The organism is Tenacibaculum profundi (genome assembly GCF_057162725.1).
On sequence record NZ_CM169894.1, the window covers coordinates 2,864,929 to 2,885,483 of the forward strand.

A 20,555-nucleotide genomic window follows, 5' to 3' on the forward strand; every position below is an offset into this window, starting at 1 on the left:
TTTGGTTTTAAAAGTTAAATCCAAGGCTAAATGAAATTCTATTTTCATCAGAATTACCTTTAAAGTAAGATAAGTTTAAGGTAAAGGACTCAATAGCACTTAACCATAGAGAGCCACCATAACTTGTGTGCCATTTTGTATTTTTTATTTCAAGTGGGGTCCAAATTCTACCGTAATCAAAACCTAAAGTCATACCCGCTTTTAGGGGTAAAAAAGTTGATTTAATGTCACCAAAACGTAAACGGAGGTCGTTACTGTGATAAAAACTCTCTTTTCCTGTAAATCGTTGTCTATTAAAACCTCTTAAGGTTCTGTCTCCACCTAATGTCGCTCCTTGATAAAATTCAAATTGATTACCGATGTTAATTTGAGTTCCTAATTCAGAAGCAAAAACTAGTGATCGATTACTTATTAAGTTTTGATAAATTGCTAAAGCGCTTTTAAAATAACCAAACCCTCTGTTAATTTCATTTAATTTACCTTTGGCTCCTATAGTCATTTCAAAGTTCATCCCTTTGGTAGGAAAGCCGACTTGATCAATACGATTATGATTAATTTTAATTTCGCTACCTATAAAATAATTAGGTCTAAAAATATTTAAAGAGCTTTGGTTAAACCCATAGATATTCCTATTTAGTGTGTTTTGTACTTCAATACCTTCAATTAATGATTTTAGTTCAACACTGTTTCCTCCTCGAAAGCGTTTTAATAAAGAGGGAGAAAAATATACTTCACTTCTTTTTACACGATAAAAATCAAGATCATGATTTTGATTAAATCTTGATAGGTTACCCCATCCAAAAAAATTAATTGCATAGTTGTCGCTAGTTGCTTTAACATTTAAAACCAAATTCCAATTGCCTATGGCTTCATTGAATTCTCCGTTATATTCGAAATCATAACCACTGATACCAGAATAATAATTTGCAGAGAAGTCATGTTTACTTGCAAAAGGTCTCTTTTTAAAGCCTTGTCGAGTGTAAATTAGTTTAGTTCCGAAAAATATTCCATCATCAGGGTTACTTCCGATATTAGGTAAAACTATCGTAGTATTATTATTTAGGTCTCTGTGGTTATAGGTGTTTTTATAATAATTGTTTGAGCTTAAATCAGCTGTTTCTTTACTCTTTTGGATGCTGTTTTTTTTAGATTTAAAATCATAGATTTTAGTTTTTTTATTCCAGCCAGATACTAAAGAGTTGTCAATGTAAGTGTCGTTATCTTGGCCACCTATTAAACGAATGAGTATGCCATTTTTAACCTTACCATTAATTTTAAATAAATCTTTTCCTTTAAGTCCGTATAATTGAATTTCTTTAGTTTCCTTTAGAAAAAAAGATCTTTTATAAATTGTGTCTTTTTTATGGATTACGGTTATTCTAGTTTCTTGATTATTTATTCGGTTTGCAACAAAGATGTCATTTTTGTCAGTTCCTACAATTTGAACAGTTTTAGAAAGCTTATTGTAGTATCTTTTAGCAATATCTTTTAGCTTATTTCTTCGAGATTTAATTTTTTTAACTATTTCTTTCCCATCTATAGCAAAGATCTCTTTTGGTAATTTTTTAATTGAAGATTCTATTATTGAATCCGTTAATTTTTCCTGAATATATATAGCTTCTTTTAACCAATCTTTTAAATCTAATTTATTTAAAAATTCAGTATCAAAGAAACGAGGATAATTGTTGTACCATTTCATGTCTTTAATATCATAATCAAAACTTTGCATATTTTTAACAAGTGGAGTAAATTGTTTGAAAATCGGAATCATTATACCATCAAATTTTGAAAATGGTTGATCTCTATCCCTAGGTATTGGTCTATAGTATGTTGTGCCTTTTTTTGTTTTAAACGAGGCCCAACGCCACTGATCTTCATGCCTATCCCAATCTCCGATAATCATATCAAACAAACGAGAGCGAACTGCCCATCTTTGGTCTACGTGATGTTTGCCATTTTTTCGGATTTTTTCTAGAATATCAAAGGTACTTATGATTTTTTTTGAGTTTCCAAAGCTATCAACATCGTCACGATTTTTAGCAGGACGTTCTTCTAGTAAATACATTCCACCTCCAAATAAGTTATTATAAGATCCAAGCATTGGCTGTTTAGGCATGTAATAGGCTCTTGGATTTGTGTGGTATATGTTAATGCTATTTGCCATATCAGGAATTACGAAAGCGGCGTATGGGTGAGACATGGTAAAGATGTCTTGAACAACGTTAATTAGAAAAGTTCCTTTTAAAATGCCCCCCATTATTCTACTACCGTCTTTTACCATGGACCTTAAAACATATTGTTTTCCATTTTTGTCTTCTAATCGTAAAGAATTTGTTTGATTGCCACCACCACGGCGAATAGGTTTTAATCCACCAAAAGTATTTTTCAAATCAAGAACAGGAACTTTGACTTTTGTTCCGTATTTTTCTCTATGTAAATTACCCCAAAAAAACTTATGAAAACCATTAACATTGGTGTTTTCGGTTGGGTATATTGAGGTCGTAATGGAATCGTTTTGTTCGTTATATTCAGAAAAATCGAATTCTTTTTTAGAAAAGTCAGCTCTTGCTTCTATTATTTTTCTGCTAAATAACAACTTGTTTTTATCTTCTTTATTAGCTGAGTAATATTCTAGTACAGCAGAGCCATCTTTGTAAAAATTTAATTTTGCGTAACCATGGTTTCCATATGTGAATAATGCACCATAACCAATTAGTGCAGGAGATTGCTTTGATCCAGAGCCACTTACGACTTGTTTGAAACCGTTGTTTTCAATATATTGCAAATTGTGCTCGTGTCCACTTACGAAAACAATATTATTTTTGAAGTCCTCAGCAACTAGCTGAATTTTATTAATGAAATCATGATAATTTTTATTAAAATTATCAGTTTGAATTCCAACATGAGATCTAAGTGTATTCTTTAGTGTGCCTAATATTGGAAATGGAGTCATGTGGTCTTTAAAAGAGAAACTACCTCCATGAGGCCCGTTGCTGTATAAAGGGTGATGCATAGCGACAATGATGTTTTTGAAACGATTTTTTTTAAAGATTTTCGATAATTCATTAAGAAATCGTTCACGAGTTCTGATTGTACAATTCTCATTTATTGTTGGATGATTATTCCAATCTGTTAGAAACCATTTGGAATCAATTGTCACAAGTATAAGATTATCGTTAATGTTGACGTTATCTATACCGCATCCGTCTTTAGGGAGAAAACTATTTTCACCTAAAGTTTTTTCAATTATTTTTTCTTGTCGCTTTAAACCTTTAACACCATTATTGTACCAGTCATGATTTCCTGGAATAAAGATTGGATTTCCTTTGAACTTTTTCAGGGCATTTAATTGAATTTTTAATCGATATTCTGCTAAAGGTCTCTCAGGACTATTTTTTTTAGGCATCCCAACAGGATAAATATTGTCTCCTAAAAAAATTGCAGTTGAATTTTTACTTGCTTGATTAAGTGCTTTTTCAAATAAATCTAGAGGGAGTAACTTCTCGTCCATTTCGGCATTTCCAGCGTCTCCAATCAAGTAAAAAGAGTGATCTAATTCTTTATCAACTTTTAGTGATTTTGAATCTTCTTTATTTTTGTATTTTGCTTTGTATGATGCACATGATATAAATAAAAATATAAATAAAAAGAAAGCAATTGGTTTGTTATTTCTATTATTCATAATGTTGATGTTTAAGTGCTTTAGTGTTAGTATTGTCGTAATTATAGAAATTTAAAAATGCTCAAGGAGCCAAAGTAGAATTGTTTTTATGAAATACATAGAGGGGAATTTGTACAGATTTTTCATATTCTACAGTTAGCAAAGTTATGAAAGAATTACACAATAAACTTATAGTAAAAGTATTAAATAAATAAAGAATAACTTTAACTACTGTAATATAGTATTTAGACAATAAACCTAAACGATCTGTTTTGTTTAGATCATTTAAATGACGGTTTACTTAAAATAGAGATATTGTTATTTAATTCTACACGAAAATCTATTCTATTTAATCTATCTTTTTAAATCTTGCTATTTCAATTTTATTTGAGTCAAAAAAATATAATTGGTTGTGTTTTATCTCATAGAAGTTTGTTTGTCCTAGTGTCTTAAAAAAAGAATTTTCAAATTTTATGTTTTGACACATCATTTTTGTACTAATTATTTTTTTTTCAAATATTAATGTGTTGTTAGTTAGTTTTTTAATAAGTTTTTGGAACCTATTACAGCTACTTTTACCGATCATTTTCATTAGAGAAAGGTTAATCTCAATTCTTGGTTTTTCTTTATTGGATAAAGTGGAAGTGGTATTTTTGTTTAGATGTGTAAGTATCCAAATATCATTTAAATTAAGTTTTTTATCGGGTATTTTCGATAATATTTGAATAAGTTTATATTTTCTTTTGTTAGAGTTCTCATTATTTAGTTTCGATTTATTTGGAATAGTAGAAACCAGTAGTTTATAAATGTAGCCAGGTTTGTAATCGAAATCTTCTATATGTTCATAGAATATATTCCAGTTGTTTTGATCTAGTTTATCACTTTTTTGAATTTCTAAACATACTTTAGAAGAAGTAAGAGTTTTACAAGTTTTTTTCTGGCTATTTATCCAGATAATTTGATGTGGTATTTTTTTATGAGAGCTACAATAGGTAAGTGTTAAGAATAGTATGAAACGGAGTAATTTGAACATAAATTTTATAATTAAAGGACTTTACTAAAAATATATAATTTATTTTGATGACTCACGTAATGATTAAAGTTTTATTGATTTTGGTATACTTTAATTAAAAAAGTGAGAAAAACAAAACTGTTTTTCTCACTTTTTATATGTTTCTATTTATATTACTTGCTATTTCAAAGCTTCTAAAGCAGCATTAAACACGGGATCAAAACCGGTAGTGAAATAGGCACTAGCTTCTTCATTAGTTGGTATTACTTTGGTGTCTGGTGTAACACCAGTTCCTTCTATAACATTTCCTTGGCTATCTTTAAATGCCATTAAAGGCATGTAGAAATCAAGATAGTAGTTATTTGATCTGCTTCCTCCATTATAATCATCATTACCACCAAGTCCAGCTGTACCTCCAAGACTATTGTCACCTAAAATAGTAACATGATTCCCTTGTGATTTAATCATCATTGTACTAATTTCAGCCATACTCACAGACCCCTTGTCAACAAGTACAGCAATAGGGATATCTTGTTTTAGACCAAATTTGTGAGGAGCGGTTACATTAGGAAACCATGGACTGTAATTAAACCTACCATTACCTTCTTTGGTTCTTTGATACCCCCAAACAGCCTGTTTTGTAAGAAACCTGTCAGTGAAAATTCTTGCATCATTTACATATCCGCCACCATTACCTCTTAAATCTATAATGATCTTTTTGGCAGTACCGTTCGTTATAGGATTAAATAATCTTTTGAAAATTTCAAAAGGATAACTTATGTCTAGAAAAGATAATATAATATCTAGATCAAATGTGCCAGTTTCACCTTCAAATTCGAATCCAGATACAGTTCTATATTTATCTGTTTTTTCTAGATATGCCGAATAGAGGTTATCAAGGTTAATTTTTTGATCTCTTGTTTTATTTGGGTCTCCGAAATAGGTATTTATTAAAGAATCAATATCAGAAAAACTTTTTGTGTAGTCTTTTTTATTAGACCTTATAAAAGTGATAAGGGGTAGAAGGCTGCCTTGAAGATCATCTACAAGTTCTGTGTTTCTAAACTTATCTAGTCCATTTACATAAGTTTTATACTCATCTGAGGCTATGATGTTTTTTATTAAGGTTTTAAAATCTTTAAAATTATCATTTATCAAAGTTTCAATTAAAGTACCAAATTCATTATCTAGTTTTTTAAGATCACTAAAAAATACTTGGTTAATACCGCTAAGATTATTGATATCATTTAACCTTGGAAATTTTGTTTCGATTCCCATTGGAGTTATAGAGAAGCCCTCCAGTCTTATATACATTGTTTCAGGATCGTCTATTAAAAAACCTGATAATAAAGGTCCTCCAGAAAATCTTGTTGCAGGGTCTAATTTATTAGACATTACTCCTTTTGATACAAAAATTCTAGGGTTTTTTAGTTCTTGAAACAGATTAACAAAACCATCTTCTTTAGTGTATTTATATTTCGTGTTTTTTCTGAAAAACTCTGAAACTTGGTCACTACCATATAAACCAGTAGTACTAGGTAATGGAATATTTACCGTTAGTCCAAAATGTTCGTCAATAATATTATCGTTAATAATATCGGCAAAATATTTAAAAGCAATTTCCGCTTCATCCATTGCTAAGGCAGGATTAACATCTGATCTACCAAAAGTGGTTAAGGCTTTAAATTTTGGGCTATATTCTCTATATACCTTATCCCAATTGGTTTCTTGTTCATTGAAAAAATTATAATTATTATTCATGGTGTCCCAAAAGGTTTCAAATAATTTATCATAACTTGTCACATCAAAATAAGATCGATCTAACTCTGCTATCTCAAGCGATTCTTCACGGCATCCTTGAAAAGCGATTAAAACAATGGAAAGCGTTACTATCTGTAAAAAAAAAGTGATTTTTTTCATAATAATTTAAAGGTTAAAAGTTATAAGATAATCCTAATCCGTAATTAGAGGTAGTGTAGTAGTACTTTGAGGTTTGTCTAAGTTGATTCTTTTGATTATCTGATAGACCATACATAAAAGAATATTCTACAAAAAAGCTTAAGTTTTTGTAGAAGTTGTACCCTAAACGAGTTTCGGCTTGTAAACCATAATCTACACGATTGAAATGGTTTTCATTAGTGTCAAAGTTATAAGATTCAGAAATGCTAGCGACTGTGTCTTCTAGATCAACATTATCGCCGTATTCAGCAAAAATTCTAGCAGATGAATCTCTGTCTAATGAATTCCACCATCCAACATAGGTTCCTCCAAGAATTTCAAAATTAAATTTTGTGTTTTTCAAAACATTTGCTAAAGGTTGAATTCCTACCATTACAGGGATGTTGAAATACCTAGTTTCGTATAGTGTTGTTGTGCTACTTAAAGATTCTGTTCTTCTAAAACGATAGTTTTTGTTAAGGTATGTTAATCCTGTTTGAATACTGATATTTTTATAAACTTTGAAGTTTACACCTGCTTTGAAGTAATTACCACTTTCATTTTGATATTCAGTATTGATTCGGTTACTTGCTTTATAGGTTATATCATTATCATTTAACCCTCCGGATAGACTTACCCGAACTTTGTTTTGCGCTGAGAGCGATAAGTTACAAACAGTAGCTACTAAGAATAATAATAGCACGTGCTTAAATGATGGAATGATACTTCCATCCATTTGTCTAGTTTTCATAAAAAATGCTTTTGTCTATTAGTGTAATTGAAAAAAAAGGATTTTTGATTATTTAATTTTTCTAACTACATTGTGATATTACAGCAAATTTATGATAACAAGAGTTATTTTTCAATAAAAAAATAACAAAATATTAAGGAAAAGATAAAATTGGTATGTTTTTTGATGTTAACATGTTGTTTTACAGTCATTTGTGTAAATGTTAAAATATTGTGCTTTGATTTTAAAATAGTTGAGAGAAGTAGTTTGGTAATTATTTGAAAAATTGAAAGACCGCTTTAATAATTATTGTGTCTTTTTTGTAGGTTTTATAGAAGTATTTTCTAGGAAGAGGAAGCAAGCTTCTTTGTAATAATTAGCTTGCTTCTTTTTGTTAGGTGTTGCTAATAAAATCTGTGTTTTAATAAATAATAAAACTTAATTTTTTTAGTTAATTAATCCGCAAAGTTCTTCAAGTTGATTGTTTTGAAGCGAGATGTTTCTTTTTTTTAATGAATTTCTCAATTCGTTTATGCTAACCTCTCCTCCAGACCATTCGTATCCTTCTGAAGCGATATTTTGAACACTTAAAAACCATGTTGTATTGTCGCTTTCGTTGTTTCCAGCACTGCGTAATCTGTATCCTTTATGACCTTCTTGCGATGTAATATTATCATCTTTTTGTAAGAGTTTTCCGTTAAACCCTTTAAAAGTACTAATCATTAAATCACCAATATGCATTTCAAGCGTTTCGTTTCGATCTACAGCGGTAATCCAGTTTGCAGAATGGGGAGCCTGTGTTAAAAGTGACCAATCATAATCATCTCTAACACTTGCGTAAATGGTACTGCTGATGCAACTATTGTGGGGAGACAATGATACGTGTGTGTCATTTATTTTAGTAATATTCCATATAAATTCGGAATCATTATCGGGATCGATAGTTAATTCTGAATAACGCCAATTGCATCTTACGCGAACATTATTACCTCCTTTAACAGAATATATTTGAGCCTGAAAAGAGGTGCCTGTTGAGGCTCTTGCGAAAAATAGAGGAAACTCCTCTAAAGTGACTTTTTTTATCATCTGTTTTATTTTAATTATTCCAAAAAGATTCCATACCCTCTACTTCACTAGGAAATGCTTTGGCCTCATCTGAAACTCGTTGCCAGAGAATTATTGAGGCGTCTAAATCTAAAGACATGATAAAAGGCATAGTGATGCTTACGTCTTTATTAGTGGCAATAGCCACATCATCTTCTATAGCTTCCCATGCTCCTGTTACTTTTGAGGTGGCAATTTCAACACTTGTAATAATTTCTCCTAAAGGTTCCCAGAAAACACCAATGGAACTACTGTTTAGAGACATTTCTTTATCAACTATAGTGTTATCTTTCATAAATTCTTCGACCTGATTATCTAGATTATTTGCAGAATTTGCAATAACTTTTGTGTCATCTGCAAGTGATATTAAAAGACTTTTAGTCTGGTTTTGAATAGCAATCGGCACTTCGTCACCTTTGATTTCTTTAACTTGGTTATTTAGTTCAGAAAAATTTGCAATTGCTTTGTCTGCATAATCAGCCAAGTCAATCGATTGCGAAATTAAATTTTTGAATGTTGATTGCGACCATAGTTCTGATGAATCTAATAGATCAGGATATCCAGGGATTGTTTTAGACACGACATCTTCTAAGTTTTTTAATTTAAAAACATTTCCAACACGACTGTTTATGGATTCCCAGTTCTTTTTTGATATTGTATATAAATCAGTAATTTCATTATTAGCTAACATTTTCTTTCTTTTTTGAAGTTAATGACTTAAGGTTTTTAATGGCAGGTAAAATGGTTGTTCCTGCAAAATCCATGGTAATTTTAGTTACTTCTGAAAAATCAACACCAGGATTTATTTCTGGTTTTATTGAAATTTTCCATTCGCTAAATGGAGTGGGTCTGAAGTAAGCATATTTTACTTCGTCATCGATTTCCCCATCAATTATTACTTGTCCATAGGAGTCATTGTCGAACACCCAATCGGTGTTAAGGCTATCTTGAACTACTGAATATTTAAAAGCTCGCTCTAAGCTTTTGCTATTAAATTGATATTGTAAGCCATTATATTGGTCTAAATAGTTACCTGAATTCGTTATGGAAATGGATACGCTATTATTTCCATTTTCAAATTTCACGCCCTCGAGCCAAACTCTAATGCGGTCTAATCGAACTCTTTCGAAACCATTAAAATCACCTCCATTTATTGGGACCGTCCAATGTGCTTGATTGTTTTCTTTTAAACTTTTTAGTATGTTTTCGTTGTTGATAACAAATTTTGCATTGTCCATGTCCTGTGGAGGAGGATCGAACTTATCCAAAGCAGAGGCTTTGTCAATTTGAATTTGGGTTAGATCGTTTAATCCAGTATTTAATGTGTCGACATCATCTATTATTTTTGGGCATATCGTTGACTCTTGCAATGCCCAGAAAAAGTATGATTGTTGATAAGATTTTAGAGCAGAGAAGAGAGAACATTTGCTGTCAAGGTATTTTTGATAGAACTGTTGCATAACTTCCAGGGTAGCTTCTTGTCCTACCTCAAGCTTTGCTATCAATTCTTCAAGATTTTTTTTCTTTTCTTCGGTGTAATGTAATTGAAAAAAGAGTGCAGCTAATTCTTGATCAGCCTTCATTGATGCTAATTGTGCAGCGCTAAGTGCTTGACCATAAACAGCCAGTATTTGCATTGCTTCGTCATATTCTTTTGCATACTCTATTTTAAGATCAATGGGGTCTTTCATCGCATTACTTGCTTGTATCTGAAAAACCGTCCAGTCGGTTGTAGACGACATGTCTACTTTATTGTAGTAGTCGTCTAATTTTTGAATGGTAGACATTTGACTTTCTGCTGTGCTCATATCAGTCATTACAGACTTAACAGCGTTAGCTATTTCAATGGCCTTTTCAATGGTTTCTACTAGGTCTTTTAAGTTTTCCATAGTTTCAGCCAGTGAACTAGCGAGTTGCGCAGCTTCAACACCTGATTCAGCAACCTTTTTTACGCTGGTCACAGAGGATGCGGCTGAACCTGCTGCTAATGGATCTCCAATGGCCATTAGGCCTATGGAGGCTCCAAATGTAACAATAGAGCCAATGATATCAAACATTCCGCTAATAATTACCTTTCTTTTATAATCAGGAATACCAATTGTTTCAAACTTAGTAGCAGTCGCATCTACTGTTGTTTTTTGTGTATTGAAATTTGTTAATGCAGCTTTAGCGGCTTCATTAGCATTGTTGCTATTTTCTTTGGCTTGCTCTAACAGTGCTTGAACGAAGTTTATTTCATCTTCCGTATTCGCAACCATTGTTTTTGCCATTTCAATATTCTCCTCTGTAAGGTTTTCTTCCATGCTAAGAATCATATAATCACTTTCATATTTAGCTGCGGCTTCCGCAAATGCAGCTGAAAGTTTTTCATATATGGTAGAGGTAAGGTAAGGAATGAATCTAGCGCCATTTTCCTTTGCGCTCATTTCGGCATTCAGGAGTGAAGAGATAGAGGTGCTTCTATAAAATAATTCTTGAAAATCATTTGATTCACTAGCCCATCCTTTAATCCATAGAAACATTGATAAGGCTATTTCAGGTTCTTGATCGTACAAGAGAGAAGCGTAAATAAATAAATTATTTATATAATAAGTGAACTCCTGCTTAGGAAAAAGGTTTATTCCTGAGTTTAATGAGATTTCTTTTATGTATGCATTGTTTTTAGATGCGCCTATTAATGACCCCGGAGTGATATTATCTTTGTCAAGATAAAATATTTCTGGTTGCACTGTAGTGTCAAAAATACATTTTATTTTAATTTTACTAGAAAGTTCTCTTCCAAAAACGATTAACTTTTCACTACACGAATCTTGGTAGTCTAAAGTTATACATGCATTCCCGTGGGTAACAATATTGCGAGCATAAATGTAAAGTGAAGATGAGTTGATTACCCAGTTTGTGTATTCTGGAATCTCTAAGGTATCCGCATAAAGAATAACATTTACTATATTCTCTACATCATATAGCTTATCTTTAACTTCTTTTAGGTTTAGGTATGTACTACTAAAAGTTATCTTTCCACCTTCGTTTGTAAAGTTGGAGGCGTTAGGGATGGCATTTGCAGCTTTTTTTTCCAAGTCAGCATAAAAGGTCGCCCAATCTTCAATTGTTGAAGATTGAGGCGAAATAATTGTTGTCATAGATTTCATGTTATGCAGCTTCTTGCTCAACAGTGATATATGCATTTACTCTGTAAGCATCGGCTTCCTTTCCAACAGCTTTCCATTGTTTAATTGCGCTATCTACACCTAAACTCATAATAATAGGTAATGCTTCTGCTATGTTTTTTATTACGAGTTCTTTGATGTTTGTTAAGTCGTCAGAAATAGCGCCCCAAACACCTTGAATTTTTTGTATGATAGGAAGTGCTCCGTTAATAGAATTTATGTTTTCTGATAAACCTTGATTAGAAATGGTTAATGATTTCATCAAGTTGGCGTTTACTTGTAGTTCAGCTTCAAGAGCATCAATTTCTGCTTGTGCGGCTTTTGCTCTTTTGAGTGCTTTAGTGGCTTTGTCTCCATAGAGGCCAGCTACAACAGAAGCTGCAATTGTTCCTATAGGAAAAACCCAAGCATATGAAGGAGATGTTGCAGCTACAACTACGTCATGATCATATTCTTTGTTTGCGGCATCTAAGATCGCTTTTTGATCTTCAATTTCTTTGGTAAGTCGTTTTACGTCTTCACTTGTCTCTCCATATTCTTCGTTGTAATATTTGTAGAGTCCTGATTCTCCATCTGGTCCTGAAAGAGTAATACTGTCCTGTTTAGTTTGATTAGCAAACTCTCTTATTTGCTTAGATACTTCTTCTGCTTGTGCGCGGTAACTGTCTGTTTGTTTAATTAATACATCTAAAATTGCAGTTAATTTCTCTTTTGACTTCTCGTCATCTGGATTTTCTGTTAGCGCATCTGCTAAAGGGATAAGTGGTGCGTAGTATGTTTCTGCTTGACTTGCATAAGAAACGATATCTGATGCTAAAGATATGCTTTTAGGAAATGTGTCTTCATTCCAGGTAGTTACATGGTTAAAGATATCGTCATAAGCCTTTATTAAAGGTTCAAAATCACTTAAATTTTCTGGAGCACATGATCCTAGATACGCTCTAAAGTCAGTAATAGTGTGTGGCATTATTTCTTTGCTTAATGCATCTGTTACGTAAGCTTGAATTGAATACCATTCGCTTGATGATAAGGCGAAAGCAGGTCCTCCTTCTTGAGATGGTTCTGCGATTCCTCCTGGTCCTATGCTTAATTGTGTGGTTATCATTTTAATTTAGTTTTTAAGTTAATGATTTAGTTTTAGTTATCTATTTATTCGAAAAAAGAAAGAGTAGTTGTCTTTTGTTCGGATAAATCAGAAGAGTAAAATCCTCTTCTCTAAAATAAAGTTCTAAAGTGATTTCTATTTAATTTTATACTTTGAAAGTAGTAAATTGGAGCTTGAGTGTGTTTAATGCTAGTACGAGTTTTTAATAAGAAGAAATGAGTTTTCTTATTAATCTCAAGTAATAAAAAAGCTTCACATCTCCGTGAAGCTTTTTTTCTTTTGGTAGCGGGAACAGTCCTGCAGGTGGTGGGAAATCTGTTTTAATACAATCGGGATTTTTAAGAAAAGAGCCAATCATTCTTTTGTTTGTGCAGACCCAAATCATGAGCATTATGAAACTTCTAAATATTGGCTACAAAAACAAGGATTTGTCATCAAAGGAATTTCGTTAGATACCACTGGTGGCTTACAATACAATTTCTTTGAACATTTTTATCCTGAATATGGGATTTCGGATTTTATCGCCTTGTTTTTAGACCTATCTTAAGGAAATGCGGCTAAAGATCCATTTTGTAAGAATTCCAAAGCATTGTGATTAAAACTTATTATAGTTGCATCACTACATCCCGAGCAGAATATGTATCCTAAAAACATAATTAGTGTTATCAAAATTGTGAATAAGCTAAAAGTAAGTCAACCAGAAGTTAATGATTTTATGGGACGTTTTTTACCAGAGGAGTATTTTGATGAATATCTATCGCTAATGGGGGCTTCGGAAGAAAAAACCTTCCAATCTATTATTATGTTCTTAAAGTCGGCTTTAGAGTAGCTCAATACTCCTGTATTACGTTATGTTTTAGAAAAAGACAGTTTAAATCTTCAGCAGTTGCGATCTCGCTCTACAGCTCTGTTCATACATTGTGAGGAACAGCGAATGCCGAAGTTAAAATTTGTTTTGAGTATTCTAATTAAACAATTACTAGAGTTCGCCATGAAACCCAAAGTAGCAGGACAACCGTATTTACCCATTCAGTTTATTTTTGAAGAGTTTAACGCTATGTATTTTGATATTGAAAACTACCTTGTAGTGCTTCGTAAAAAACAATGTTCTATTGTGATTGTAATTCAGGATTTTTCACAGCTAGAAAAGCTAGGTTCATCGGCTATTAAAACGGTACTTTATAATTGTGTAAGCCGCATTATTTACCCTGGAGTAAGCCCAGAAGTGGCTTTATGGGCTCAAAATCTTATCGTAAATACAACCATAGTAGAGGGTGATAATGTGTATGGAAAATTACTGCTCCGTGCACAGGAAATACTTACGTTAAAATCCAACCAACTACTCTTTCTTCATGGAAATCAGAATCCAACTATCTTGACATTAAAACCTTGGTTTAAGCAGTATAATTTGAAAAGATGAACAAAAGATTAATTACATTCCTTCTAAAAGTCTACTTTTCTAATGATTATTTTTTCTTCTTTACTTAAATCAATAGACTTTTTTATTTTATATGCCAAATGACAAATATAATTTTCGCTTAACTCAATCTTTCTTATCAAAAAATCTTTATTATTAACACTTGTACAATTATTACTTATTCTAAATGAATTAAAAGGTATATAAATTCCTTCTCCACTAGCCTTTACAACAGACTCTTTCTTAGTCCAATATTCATAAAAAGCAATATTACTATTCGAAGAATTTTTAATTTCTTTATACTCTTCATCAAGCATATGCTTTTCAAAATCTTCATAATTTATATTTTTTATGAACTCAATGTCAATTCCAATATTGTATAAAGTATCTGACATAAGACAAACAACAATATCATTTGAGTGAGAAATATTAAACCCAACTTCTTTATTTTTAAAATATGGTTTATTATAACTAGTAACCTTAATATTCTCTCTTATATAATAACTATTATTCACTTCCTTTATTTGTCTTATACCTTCATATAACAACTTTCTTCCTATAATAAATTGTTGAGATCTCTTCAAGCATTTAAAGTTTAATAGCCTTTTCTGATCCTCAATCGAACAATAATTAAAATAATTATTAAATAGTATGTTACTTTTTTTTTTCTTAACGTAAGAATAAATTAAATAAAACAAAATTCTAAGTTGATGTAATTAGTTTTTATTAAAAAGATTGTACGTGTCAAATATTATATAATATACAGACCTTCCTGAGTAAAATAATACAACGATATTCAATAAATTAAAAAGAATAAAAATAATGGAACTTAATAATTTGGGTAAAGAAAAATTATCAAATATCATATCTATGTAATAGATATTTTCTTTTTCAAAAAGAAAAACTATACTAAAAACAATAAACTGATAACAAATAATTTTTCTAAAAATGTTTCTATTTTCAATTAAAAAAGCACTGGAAAAACCAACGAGTATAGTAATCGCTATAATCCACCCATAATTATTGAAAATGATTTGGGGTAATGTTGCTAGCAACAATGGTATATCCTTTATTAACTTCTTTATCATTTGTTGAGGTTATAGGTTTATTTTATATGCGATTTTTTTTAATTCTTTCGGATTATTTACAAACTGTGTTTGATGATACACTCCTTTCTTCCAACTTTCTAGTTGATCTAGATAATGCTTTGAGTTTATTTTTCCGCTCTGTCCACCAGCTATAACGCTAAAGCCTATAATATTACCTTCTTCCATTTGAAAAACAGACCTGAAAGATGAATGTGCCTTTGAATTTAAATTTATAGTATTATTATTCCCTTCAATACCTGTTACTTTTTTCCCAAATCCAGGTAAAAAAGAGATGTTCGGAATAATTAAAAAGTCATCAGAAACCCCTCTCTTTTCTATGTTTAAAATTGAATCCGTTTTCTTGAAAATGGTGTTTACAATAGTTTTTTTCAGATTTTGTTCTGCAGAAAGTTTATTTTCATTATTTAAATACTCTAAAAAGCATCTTAAAGAACTAATTTGTTGTACCCCCAACTTATTAATTGTATAGTTTTCAATTTCTATATTTGTAGCCTCTTTAAGTATTTTATAAGTTTTTGAAAATTGTTGTTCGCTAGAAATTTCTCCATTCCATTGACTTAACCCATCAATAATATATTGATATGAATTGAGAATTGTATAATTTTTAGTAAGTTCAATATATTCTTTATAAGCAACATCTACATTATCCATTTGCATTTTCATGCTAGTTGTTAAATCCCAAGAACTATTATTTTTTAATAAAGAATTTATACGTCTCACTCTATAATCATTTTTAAACCAATAATATCCAAAATAATAGTCATTTTGAATAGGTTGTTGGTTGGCCGAAAAAAGATAGCCTTTTTCAGGATTTACGTTTTTCCATAATGTGTCTAATTTTACATTATTTTTTATTTTTTTAACTCCATCTAAAAGCCCTCCTTTATAAAAAAGATTATTAGTCATTGATTGACCAGCACAAACAATTCCAATAGTGTCATTAGTATCAGAAAAAACAAAATTTTGAGGAGGATAATCATATTCTCTTAATGCTTCTTTAAAAGTATACCAATTTTTACTTTTGTTAACATTATAAATTGATCTGAAAGAATAACTTTTTTCAGATGGATACCATTTTTGAGCGTAGTAAATACTATCTTCTTTAATTACTTTTCCGTGTATAGTAAACTGTTCAGTAATTCGTTTAGGTTGTTTTCCTTTTATAGAAATTTGGTAATACTTTTTCTTAAAAGGTATCCATTTACCGTCATATAAGTACAAACTATCTTCTTTTACTTTCAGAAGATACCTGTCTATAAGATCCCATGAACCATTGGTAACACCCCAAGAAACTTGATCATTATGACCACTGACTATCAGTGGAGAACCTGGCACTGTATAACCATATAACTTTCTGTCATTACTAACCAAATGAGCTTCGTAAAATGTATTAGGTAGTGTTAAAAACAAATGTGGATCATTAGCTATAATAGCATACTTGTTTTTAGTTTTTGTTTTATGAATTACCCAATTATTACTACCTATATCATCTTTTATTGTTACTTTTTTAGTTATACTATATTTTTTTGTAATTGTTTTATTTCTTTCACTTTGAACTTTATATCGTGCTGATTGAGGTAATATCGTAATCAAATTTTCGGGATGCAAGGGAAAAAAGACATCAATAATTTCTTCAGGAAGCTTATCAAAAACCTCCTGTTGTTCCTTATCAAAATCATGGTATGTTAGATTTTTACTTAAATACCAAGAAATTAACAAACAATATTCTGGTTTCCATTTTCTAGGAGTAGTATCAAATATTTTATATAAAGGATCATTTAACTCATTTTGATCTAGATAGTTATTAATACCTTTTGCATAAGAAATGATATAATCATAAACCTCTTTATTGGTAATTTTATATTCATTAAGTAATTCAACAGCTTTTTTTTGGAACTGATAAGGTTTCCAAAATGAATCAGATCCAAATGTTTTAGCCCCAAAAACTTCTGATAGTTCTCCTAAAACCATTCTTGTAGTAAGTTCCATTTGAAAATACCTGTCTTTGGCGTGCATATAACCAAGACCATATGCTAACCCTTTTTCATCATTCGCATATATATGTGGAATTCCAATTGTATCAACAAATATTTCAACATTTGCTAATCTAGGTATTTTTATCTGGTTTTTTTCTTCAGTGGGTATCGATAATAAACCCGATTTGTACGAAAGTAATTCCCCTATACTATTTATAGGAGTAAACTTATAGGAGGTTAATAAAATCCATACCAAGCATACGATTAGTATACCAACTTTTTTCCAAATTTTAAGTGTAGTCAATATTAATTGTTTTTATGTAGGAGTTATTTAATTCTTTTTTTAATTTCACTCGACCCCATTTCTCTTTTACGCTGTTTTTTAATTTTAGAGTTACCAAAATTATAGGTAAATGTTACTGTGACTACTCTAGGTTCAAAATCATAATTTACTCTTGAATAAAAATCATTATCTAGAGATTCAAAACCGAATTTTTTACCAAAAATGTTATTGAATCCAAATTGAATTTTACTATTCCAACTTTCTATGTTTTTTTCAGCAATTAAATTTACTCTTTGAAAATCATGAATTTCTCTAACCCCTGAAACTCTGTTAGAATTATACAGAGCAAACAGTTCCATTTTCATTGTTTCTGTTAACTGAAAATTTTGACTTGATTTAATTACATAATAAAAATCGTTCCTGTTTTCTCCATCATTTTTTTGATTTTGAAAAGATGTTTCCACATTGTTACGAATATTCCACCAATCATTTATTTTAATAGGTGCTGATATGTTGACCGAAAAGGTATTTATTTGATCAATATTAAGTGTTGTTAAAACTTGTTGGTTGGTATCCTCTAAAAATACAGGCTGTACTCGAGCCATTCCGTTAGTAGTTCTCGTATAATTAAGCCCTAATAAGTATTTCTTGTATTTATAATTCAATAAAACACTATTGCTAAAAGAAGGCTTCAATTCTATATTACCATTGAAAAATGTATTAGGGTCTAAAAACAATAAAAACGGAGCTAAATCAAAATAGGTTGGTCGGGTAATTCTCCTTCCATAGGAAAACTGAATTTCATGATGTTCTTTTATTTTTTTAGATAGGAATAAACTTGGGAAAAATTCGTTTAGTCTGTTGTCTAAAACGGTTCCTTGATTTTCGAGTTTTAAATCCTGACTTGAAGATTCAAATCGTAAACCTATATTAAGTTTAGTATTATCATTTATTGTCAAATTTACAGAAGAATATGCTGCTATGATATGTTCTTTAAGAGTTGACTTTTCACTCAATTCTTCATTTATTATTAAATTATTATTTACCAAATCTTTTACATCTACACCATTTTTTAAAAATGAGTTTGTGTATTTCCCTCCAAACTCTAACTGAAATTTTTCTAAATCCTTAGTATAGTCGAATTTTCCTATCCAAATATCGACTGGAGTTTCTTTTGATGCTGTAACAAATTCATTAAAAATAATCTCATCATCACTATTTCGGTAAACGTTATTATAATCTGTTGGGTTCTCACTATAATAATTTAAATAATCAATATCAAAGTTTAAATTTTGAGTATCATCCATCTGTATAGTTGTATTAAAATTTGTGATAATTAAATCCCTAACACTATTTTCATTATTAAGAATATTTGTAACAACTGTTTGATTATTCTCGTTAAAAAAATTGGTTGCTGAAACTTCTTGTTTAAAGAGACTTGTATTTCCATTTACTAAAAGCCCTAAAATTATCTTTTCAGAAAGGTAGTAATCAAACCCTAATGCTCCTGCATAACCTGTAATAATAGGTTTTCTACTACTTTTAGTTGAGCTACTAAGAGGGTTGGCATCAGATGTTAACCGAGTTACATTGTTAAGCGTTCTAGGTGAATTATTTCTATTAAAATTAAAATTTCCGTAGAAATTAATATTGGATTTTCGATGGTTAAAATTAAATCCAAATCTTTCCTTATCACTTCTTCCATAACCTATTCCAGCCATTATACTCCCATTGGTTCCGATACTTTGTTTCTTACCTTGTTTTATATTAATTAACCCTCCTGTAAATTCAGCATCATACTTAGAAGGTGGATTACTAATAATTTCAATAGAGTCAATGTCTTTTGCATTAGTAGAACTTAGCATTTGTAATAAAGATTCTATAGGAACTCTCGTTAACCTTCCATTTAAAAGAATCCCTACTTCTTCTTTTCCATTTAACGTTAGAGTATTTCCGTCTGAACTTACATTTAAACCTGGTAATCTTTGTAACACATCAATTGCTGTACCTGATTCTGCCACTAAAGTACCTTTAACATTCACTACCAAACGATCTACCTTTTGCTGAAAAATAGGTTTTTTCGATGTAATTACTACTTCTTCTAAATTTTCTACCTCTTCATTAAGCATCAATGTTTCTAAGTGAATATTCTTATTAATATTTATAGATTTTACTAACTCTTGAAAACCTATAAAACTTATTTTCAAAATATAATTATCTGATCTAATATTTTTAATAATGAAATTGCCAGAATCATCTGTTATTTCTCCTTTTATCATACTTTCATTTTCGTCTTCTAATAAAAGAATATTTACATATGGTAACGGATTTCCATTTTGATCTATCACCTTTCCTTTTACTTCAAATTGTGCATGCAACATATGCGATAACAATAAGAATATAAAACACTTAAACCTCATCTAATTTACTACTTGATTATTACTTTTAAAGTATCCTCTTTTTTTTGCTATTGCTATTCTATTGCTTAAGTAATCCCATAATTGAGGAAAACCTGTTTTTATAGGTTTTTCAATTTTACTAATAACTGTTTCATAGCTTATATTATTTTCTTTCCAACTCTGCCCTTCATTTTCTAAATTCAAAATCACTGGCATTGCTCTGTCTAGTGCATTGGCTAATTGTGATTCTTTAGTATTTCCAAATTCAAATTCTTCCCATAATTCTATAAAGTTAGTTCTAATGGGTTCTGGTAAGATTCCAAAAATTCTATTCACCGCTTGCAATTCTTTTTCTTTTCTTTCCTTCCATCCTCCTTCTACAAAAAACATAGTATCACCAGTGTCGATTTCTCCAATATCATGTAATAACACCATCTTCACAACTCTTAAAATGTCTATATTTGATGGGCAATATTGTTCTACTGACAAAACAAAAACAGCTAATTGCCAACTATGTTCTGCTGAATTTTCATACCTATTTTCACAATGTAAAGGTTTTACTTTTCTAGTAACAGCCTTTAACTTATCAATTTCAACTATAAATTGAATAATATTTTCAAGGCTATTAGCTTCTAGTGTATGTATCATTTTCTT

General features: G+C 30.5%; 14 protein-coding genes and 1 pseudogene. 2 read left to right on the forward strand and 13 right to left on the reverse strand.

All coding sequences use genetic code 11. The features are described from left to right. Positions 1–7: 7 nt before the first annotated feature. From AC2GW8_RS11700 to AC2GW8_RS11735, 8 genes are all read right to left on the reverse strand, one after another. Positions 8–3,682: a metallophosphoesterase gene (locus AC2GW8_RS11700; RefSeq protein WP_440880052.1), complete on the reverse strand. Its 3,675-nt coding sequence runs from the start codon at positions 3,680–3,682 to the stop codon at positions 8–10. Positions 3,683–4,010: 328 nt separating this feature from the next. Beyond that, positions 4,011–4,694: a DUF4377 domain-containing protein gene (locus AC2GW8_RS11705; protein ID WP_440880053.1), complete on the reverse strand. Its 684-nt coding sequence runs from the start codon at positions 4,692–4,694 to the stop codon at positions 4,011–4,013. 159 nt (positions 4,695–4,853) lie between these two features. Next, positions 4,854–6,593, reverse strand: a complete 1,740-nt coding sequence (locus tag AC2GW8_RS11710; protein ID WP_440880054.1) for a S41 family peptidase — start codon at positions 6,591–6,593, stop codon at positions 4,854–4,856. 13 nt (positions 6,594–6,606) lie between these two features. Next, a complete protein-coding gene (locus tag AC2GW8_RS11715; protein ID WP_440880055.1) occupies positions 6,607–7,362 on the reverse strand; it encodes a porin family protein in 756 nt (251 codons plus the stop codon). Positions 7,363–7,788: 426 nt separating this feature from the next. Continuing rightward, positions 7,789–8,427: a hypothetical protein gene (locus AC2GW8_RS11720; protein ID WP_440880056.1), complete on the reverse strand. Its 639-nt coding sequence runs from the start codon at positions 8,425–8,427 to the stop codon at positions 7,789–7,791. Between the two features lie 10 nt (positions 8,428–8,437). Further along, positions 8,438–9,136, reverse strand: a complete 699-nt coding sequence (locus AC2GW8_RS11725; protein WP_440880057.1) for a hypothetical protein — start codon at positions 9,134–9,136, stop codon at positions 8,438–8,440. Next, the gene (locus AC2GW8_RS11730; RefSeq protein ID WP_440880058.1) at positions 9,126–11,585 is read right to left on the reverse strand and encodes a hypothetical protein; all 2,460 of its coding nucleotides are present in this window, start codon (positions 11,583–11,585) and stop codon (positions 9,126–9,128) included. The genes AC2GW8_RS11725 and AC2GW8_RS11730 overlap by 11 nt, the downstream gene beginning before the upstream one ends. Before the next feature lie 10 nt (positions 11,586–11,595). Next, a complete protein-coding gene (locus AC2GW8_RS11735) occupies positions 11,596–12,717 on the reverse strand; it encodes an alpha-xenorhabdolysin family binary toxin subunit A (protein ID WP_440880059.1) in 1,122 nt (373 codons plus the stop codon). Positions 12,718–13,390: 673 nt separating this feature from the next. On the opposite strand from AC2GW8_RS11735, the gene AC2GW8_RS11740 reads away from it, so the two are divergent. Both AC2GW8_RS11740 and AC2GW8_RS11745 read left to right on the forward strand, forming a co-directional pair. Then, the gene (locus tag AC2GW8_RS11740; RefSeq protein WP_440880060.1) at positions 13,391–13,546 is read left to right on the forward strand and encodes a hypothetical protein; all 156 of its coding nucleotides are present in this window, start codon (positions 13,391–13,393) and stop codon (positions 13,544–13,546) included. 18 nt (positions 13,547–13,564) lie between these two features. Further along, positions 13,565–14,137 (forward strand): annotated as a pseudogene (locus tag AC2GW8_RS11745) (type IV secretory system conjugative DNA transfer family protein); the annotation flags it as partial. Between the two features lie 23 nt (positions 14,138–14,160). On the opposite strand, the gene AC2GW8_RS11750 reads toward AC2GW8_RS11745, so the two are convergent. The 5 genes from AC2GW8_RS11750 to AC2GW8_RS11770 all read right to left on the reverse strand — a co-directional run bounded on the left by AC2GW8_RS11750 (position 14,161) and on the right by AC2GW8_RS11770 (position 20,549). Then, a complete protein-coding gene (locus AC2GW8_RS11750; protein WP_440880061.1) occupies positions 14,161–14,718 on the reverse strand; it encodes a 4'-phosphopantetheinyl transferase family protein in 558 nt (185 codons plus the stop codon). A 132-nt stretch (positions 14,719–14,850) separates the two neighbouring features. Further along, positions 14,851–15,222, reverse strand: a complete 372-nt coding sequence (locus AC2GW8_RS11755) for a hypothetical protein (protein ID WP_440880062.1) — start codon at positions 15,220–15,222, stop codon at positions 14,851–14,853. Between the two features lie 9 nt (positions 15,223–15,231). Further along, positions 15,232–17,523: a penicillin acylase family protein gene (locus AC2GW8_RS11760; RefSeq protein ID WP_440880063.1), complete on the reverse strand. Its 2,292-nt coding sequence runs from the start codon at positions 17,521–17,523 to the stop codon at positions 15,232–15,234. A 23-nt stretch (positions 17,524–17,546) separates the two neighbouring features. Then, positions 17,547–19,922 carry a TonB-dependent receptor gene (locus tag AC2GW8_RS11765; protein WP_440880064.1) on the reverse strand — a complete coding sequence of 792 codons (2,376 nt, stop codon included), beginning with the start codon at positions 19,920–19,922 and terminating at the stop codon, positions 17,547–17,549. Then, complete coding sequence (locus AC2GW8_RS11770) at positions 19,923–20,549, reverse strand: HD domain-containing protein (RefSeq protein WP_440880065.1); 627 nt, start codon at positions 20,547–20,549, stop codon at positions 19,923–19,925. Positions 20,550–20,555: the final 6 nt, after the last annotated feature.